This window comes from Streptomyces sp. CB02980 (genome assembly GCF_014451325.2).
In the GTDB taxonomy this organism is placed as follows: Bacteria; Actinomycetota; Actinomycetes; order Streptomycetales; family Streptomycetaceae; genus Streptomyces.
Map to the genome: position 1 here is coordinate 1 of NZ_JACSCH020000047.1, position 5,991 is coordinate 5,991.

1 protein-coding gene and 1 pseudogene are annotated in these 5,991 nt (G+C 72.1%); both read right to left on the minus strand.

Features of this window, described 5'->3' with window-relative positions; genetic code table 11:
- A pseudogene (locus E0F75_RS39605) lies at positions 1 to 4,770 on the minus strand (beta-ketoacyl synthase N-terminal-like domain-containing protein); the annotation flags it as partial.
- 92 nt (positions 4,771 to 4,862) lie between these two features.
- The coding region (locus E0F75_RS39610) for a beta-ketoacyl reductase (protein ID WP_229315897.1) at positions 4,863 to 5,991 on the minus strand (1,129 nt) is incomplete at its 5' end.

Here is a 5,991-nt window from a genome sequence, read left to right on the forward strand (position 1 = left end):
ACCGAGATGCCGCGCGAGCTGCACGGCCGCCATCCCGACGCCACCCGCCCCCGCGTGGATCAACACCCGCTCACCCGGACGAAGACCCGAAAGCTCCCCGAGGGCGTAGTACGCCGTCAGGAACGCCACCGGCACTGATGCCGCCTCCGCGAACGACCACTCCGTCGGGATCGGCGCCACGGTCCGCGCGTCAGCCACCACCACGTCGCCGAACGACTCCGGGATCAGGCCCATGACGCGGTCCCCGACGGCCAGTCCGGTGACGTCCGGACCGATCTCGGTGACCACCCCGGATCCCTCGCTGCCGAGCGTGGCCTCGCCCGGGTACATGCCCAACGCGATCAGTACGTCACGGAAGTTCAGGCCCGTGGCACGCGTCGACAGCCGGACCGTTCCCGGCGACAGGGTCTCGGCGGCCCGCGGGTGCGGGATCGTGGTCAGCTCGGTCAGCGTCCCGCCGGGCCCGATCGACAGCCGCCACGGGCCTTGCTCGGGAAGCCGCAGCCGGCCGGTCTCGTCGAGTTCCCCGAGGGCCGGCGCGATCACCTCATCGCCGCGCAGTGCCAGCTGATCGAGGCCCCCGGCCAGTACGGCGGACAGGGGCAGCGCGCGAAGAGTGTCGTCCTCGGTGCGAGCATCCCTCGGGTCGAGGTCCAGGAGGACGAAGCGATCCGGGTGCTCCGTCTGGGCAGACCTGATCATGCCCCAGACCGCGGACATGGCCGGGTCCACCGGGGACACCGGCGCCTCTGTGGTCACGGCGCCCCGGGTGAGCACCATCAGCCGGGCGTCGGCCAGGTGGGGCGAGGCGAGGAACGCCTGCGTCTCGGTCAGCAGCCGTACGAGGACCGCCTCGGCGCGAACGGCTTCCGCTTCCCCGGCCTCGTGCCCGTCGCCGGTCCCGCCGGTCCCGTCGGATGCGCCGGACGTGCCGGTCCCGTCGGATGCGCCGGACGTACCGGACGTGCCGGACGTGCCGGACGTGCCGGACGTGCCGGACGTGCCGGACGTGCCGAGGCAGGAGAGCACCACCACCGAGGGTGACGCGGCTCCGCTCTTCAGCGCCTGGTTCAGCGAGGCCAGGTCCGTGTGATCGCCCGCGCCGCTCCCCACCAGCACCCATTCCGGCGCCGGGTCGCTCATGCTGTCGACGGCCAGGTCGGGCACCGGTGCCCACCGCATCCGCAGGAGTCGCGCGGCGGAGGCCGGGGAACCCGCAAGGCTCGCCTGGTTGACCGGCCGGAAGGCGAGGGAGTCGACGGTGACGACGGGCCGTCCGGTCGGGTCGACGGCCTCGACGGTCACACCGTCGGCACCCCGACGCAACCGCGCATGCAGAGTCCGCGCACCGGTGCGGTGCACCGTCACGCCCGTGAACGCGAACGGAAGCCCGCCCTCACCACTGCCGGAAGTGGCGGCGAGGGCATGGAGTGCCGCATCCAGCAGGGCCGGATGCAGAGCGAAACCGGACGGATCGTCGGGCAGGACGACCTCCGCGTACACGTCCTCACCGTCCTGCCAGACCTGCTTCAGCCCCCGGAAGACGGGGCCGTAGTCGAACCCGGCATCCGCCAGCCCGGCGTAGACGTCCTCCGCCGCAACTGCTTCGCCCGCGGGAGGCCACGACCAGGCCGCATCGGTCGTCTCAGCCGCTCCGTCGACCTCGACCGCCGCGGTCAGGGCGCCGGTGCCGTGCCTCGTCCACTCACCCTCCCCGGTGTCCGGGCGCGAATGGACGTCGACCGCCCGTCGCCCGTACTCGTCGGGTTCGTCGACCACGACCTGCACCGTCACACCCGGCCCGTCCTCGGCCAGCACCAACGGCGCCTGCAGGGTCAACTCCTCGACCCGCGCACACCCCACCTGAAGACCGGCATGCGCCACCAGATCCACGAACGCGGTCCCCGGCAGCACGACCACACCGGACACCGCGTGATCGGCCAGCCACGGCTGCGCGGACACCGACAACCTCCCCGTCAGCACCACACCGCCACCGGCCAGCGACACCTGTGCCCCGAGCAGCCGATGGCCGGCGACCGCCAGCCCCGCGCCCGTGAGCGACCCACCGGCCGCTCCCGAGGACCCCGCCACCCAGTAGCGGCGCCGCTGGAAGGCGTACGTCGGTACGTCAGCAAGCTCACGCGTCCCGGGAACCCACTGACCCCAGTCGACCTCGACGCCGTGGACGTGGAGCCGGGCCAGACCGGTCAGCACGCTGGTGACCTGGTCACGGTCGCGCCGCAGGAAACTCGCGACGGCCTCGCCCTCCCGCTCGGCCATCACGGCGGAGAGGGCCGGCTGCGGACCGACCTCCGCCCACACGCTGGCTCCCAACTCCCGTGCGGTGTCCACCGCGTCGGCGAACCGGACCGGCTGCCGGGCGTGCTCCACCCAGTACGCGGCGCTGCCGAAGTCGGCACCCGCCGACTCGCCACTCACCGTCGAGACGATCGGGATCTGGGGCGCCGCGAACTCCACATCCGCGATGGCGGCGGCGAACTCCTCAAGCATCGGTTCCATCAGCGGGGTGTGGAAGGCGTGACTGACCGGAAGCCACCGGGTCCGCACACCGTCGGCATCCAACTGCTCGACCACACCACGTACGGCATCCGCCTCACCGGCCAGCACGACCGACCCCGGCGCGTTCACCGCAGCCACCCACACACCGGCGAGCCCCGCGATCCGCTCCCGGATCTCCTCCACAGGCGCAGCCACCGAGGCCATCACGCCGTCGCCCGCAATGCCCTGCATCAACGACCCGCGTACACAGGCCAGCCGCACCGCGTCGGGCAGGGTGAGCACACCCGCAGCCACAGCCGCACTGATCTCACCGACCGAATGCCCCACCAGCACATCCGCCCGCACACCGCTCTCGGACAGAACCCGCCACAGGCCCACCTCCAGCGCCACCAGCCCGACCTGGGCGAAGGCCGTCTGGTCGATCAGGTCACCGCGACCGTCCAAACCGAAGAGCACCGGACGCAACGGCTCCGGCAACAACTCATCCGCCACCGCACACACCTCGTCCACCACACCGGCGAACACCTCGAACCGCTCGTACAACTGCGCACCCATCCCGGCGAACTGAGACCCCTGGCCGGTGAACAGCACAGCCGTCTTCCCCGTCACCGGCGAACCGGTCACCAAGCCCTCAGACGGAACGCCCTCGGCCAGCGCATCAAGACCCGCAACCAGATCAGCGACTCCTTCGCCCACCACCACCGCGCGGTCCTGCAGCACCGCCCGACCGGCCAGCGCCGCAGCCACCCCGGCGGCTTCCACGTCCCCGCGACCTCGTACGTACTCCGCAAGCCGCGCCGCCTGCCCCCGCAGGCCCGCCTCCCCGCGCGCCGACACCATCCACGGCACCGGACCCGACACCTCCGCCGCCGGCTCAGGACCGAGCTCGACAGCGGGTGCCTCCTCCAGGATCACGTGGGCGTTGGTGCCACTGACGCCGAACGAGGACACGCCCGCACGCCGCAGCCGCCCCTCCCCGGGCCACGGCACCGGCTCCGTCAGCAGACGCACCTCACCCGCGGACCAGTCCACGTGCGGCGAGGGCTCGTCCACGTGCAGGGTCTCCGGCAGCAGCCCGTGCCGCATCGCCATCACCATCTTGATCACACCGGCCACACCCGCAGCGGACTGTGTGTGCCCGATGTTCGACTTCACCGACCCCAGCCACAGCGGACGGCCCTCCGGCCGGCCCTGGCCATACGTGGCAAGAAGCGCCTGCGCCTCGATCGGGTCACCCAGCCTCGTACCCGTCCCGTGCGCCTCGACGACATCCACCTCACCGCTACCGATACCGGCGTTGGACAGCGCCTGCCGGATCACCCGCTGCTGCGACGGACCGTTCGGAGCCGTCAGACCGTTCGACGCACCGTCCTGATTGACCGCCGAACCCCGCAGCACCGCCAACACCTGATGACCGTTCGCCACCGCGTCCGACAACCGCTCAAGCAGCAGCACACCGACACCCTCGCCCCAGCCCGTACCGTCGGCTCCCGCCGCGAACGGCTTGCACCGCCCATCGGGCGCCAGACCCCGCTGCCGACTGAACTCCACGAACGCACCCGGCGTCGACATCACCGCGACGCCGCCGGCGACCGCCAGACCGCACTCGCCCGCCCGCAGCGCCTGGGCCGCCAGGTGCAGGGCCACGAGCGACGAGGAGCACGCGGTGTCCACCGTGACCGCCGGGCCCTCAAGCCCGAAGACGTACGCAAGCCGACCCGACACCACACTCGCCGCGTTGCCGGTCAGGAAGTAGCCCTCGCTGCCCTCGCCCCCCTGGTCGGCGAACGTGCCGTAGTTCTGCGCGGACGCACCCACGAACACGCCCGTACTGGAGTTGCGCAGGGTCGACACGTCGATGCCCGCGCGCTCGATCGCCTCCCACGAGCACTCCAGTACGAGCCGCTGCTGGGGGTCCATCGCCAGCGCCTCGCGCGGACTGATCCCGAAGAAGCCCGCGTCGAACTCGCCCGCGTCGTAGACGAAGCCGCCGGCCGCCGTGTACGAGGTACCGGTCCCGTCCGGGTCGGTGCCGAACAGCGTGTCGAGGTCCCAGCCCCGGTCCTTCGGGAAGTCGGATATCGCGTCGCCACCGGCGGCGACGAAGTCCCACAGGTCCTCGGGCGAGCGCACTCCACCGGGGAACCGGCAGCTCATGCCGACGATGGCGATCGGGGCGTGCTGCTCGGCCTCGAGTCGCTCCAGACGCTCACGCGTCTCATGCAGGTCCGTGGTGACGAACCGCAGGTAGGACCGGAGCTGTTCCTCGTTAGCCATTTTCGTGAGCCTTCCTCACAGCTGTGATGCAGACAGGCGGTCGGTGCGGGCGGGCGGTCAGGGTCCTAGGAGCGCTTGAACCGCTTGTCGATGAATTCGAAGATCTCCTCGTCGCTCGCCGAGTCGAGCTGTGCGCTCATGTGCTCGGCGTCGCGCGAGGTGTTGTCGCAGGCGTCCAGGAGTTCCCGGAGCCGCTGCGCCACCCTCTTGCGTACGGCGTCGTCCTCGGCCACCTCCGCCAAGGTCCCCGCGAGGCGGTCGATGTCGCCGAACACCCGGGTGGACGGCGGAACGTCCGGGGCCACTCCGAGCAGTTCGGCGCCCAGGTGCTCGGCGAGGATCCTCGGGGTGGGGTGGTCGAACGCCACGGTGGCCGGCAGCCGAAGGCCGGTCTCGGCGCTGAGCCGCTTGCGCAGCTCGACGGAGGCGATGGAGTCGAACCCCATGTCCCGGAAGGCCCGTTCGGGCTCGATGGCGTCGGGGCTCGAGTGGGACAGCACCCGGGCCGCCTCCTCGCAGACCAGCTCGGACAGCAGGTCGAGGCGGTCGGCGGCGTCCAGCCCGTCCAGTCGGGACAGCAGCCCGGAGGCGCCGCCCGCGTCCGCGTCCTGGTGGTCCGCCGCGGCGGTGATCTGCCGGGCTTCGGGCAGGTCCTCGATGAGCGGACGGCGGCGGGCCATGGTGAAGGCGGGTACGAACTGTTCCCAGTCCACATCCGCCACGGCCACGAGCGTCTCGTCCAGGCCGAGCGCCTCGTGGAGTGCCGCGACGGCACGGTCCGGCGCCATGGGCCGCAGGCCGAGCCGGCTCAGCCGCGAACCGGCCTCGCCCCCGCCCATGCCCTCGGCGTCCCACAGCCCCCAGGCGACCGACGTCACGGAGCGATCGGCCGCGCGCAGGCGCTCAGCCAGGGCATCGAGGTACGCGTTCGCGGCGGCGTAGGCACCCTGCCGCGCACCGCCCCAGACCCCGGCGTTCGACGAGAACAGCACCAGCCGCTCGAACGCGCCGTCGGCGAGCTGCTCCGCCAGCGCGTCCGCGCCGCGCACCTTCGCCGCGAGTACGTCTTCCAGATCCGCGGCGGTGAGGTCCGTGAGCGCCACGTCCCGGGCCACCCCGGCGGCGTGGATGACGGTGGTGATCGGCGGGTGGCCGGTGCCGCCCAGGACCTCGGCCAGCTGTCCCGCATCGGTG